This window comes from Burkholderia sp. BCC1640 (assembly GCF_902833125.1).
Classification (GTDB): Bacteria; Pseudomonadota; Gammaproteobacteria; order Burkholderiales; family Burkholderiaceae; genus Burkholderia; species Burkholderia diffusa.
Map to the genome: position 1 here is coordinate 1 of NZ_CADFEF010000168.1, position 456 is coordinate 456.

Here is a 456-nt window from a genome sequence, read left to right on the forward strand (position 1 = left end):
TACAGCAAGCCGCAACTGATCGCGAGCATGTTCGCCGCGCTGGGCAAGGCGCTGCTGGTGTGGCTGCTGGTGCGCGCGGCCGCCGCGCCGGCCAGCTACGGCTGGCTGTTGGCACTCGAGGCCGGCGCGATCGCGCTGGCGCTGATGCTCTATTACCGGCGCCGTCACGGCGGCCGGCTCGGCTGGCGCGTGGAAGCGCCGCTGTTCCGGCATTTCGCCTCGGCCGGCACGGTGTTCTGGATCGGCCTGGTCTGCATGTACCTGTTCCTCAAGCTCGACCGCCTGATGCTGGAGCGGCACGTCTCGTTCGCCGAGCTGGGTCGCTACGCCGCCGCCCAGCAGTTGAACGAGAACTGGATCACGCTGGCCCTGCTGCTCGCCCAGACCATCGCGCCGGCCTTCGTCTACCGCGTCTCGGAGCTGCCGCGGCTGCGCCGCAACGTCTGGCGCCTGATC

Annotated in this window: 1 pseudogene; it reads left to right on the top strand. The window is 70.0% G+C overall.

Features of this window, described 5'->3' with window-relative positions:
• Positions 1-456, top strand: a pseudogene (locus HWX25_RS33040) (hypothetical protein); the annotation flags it as partial.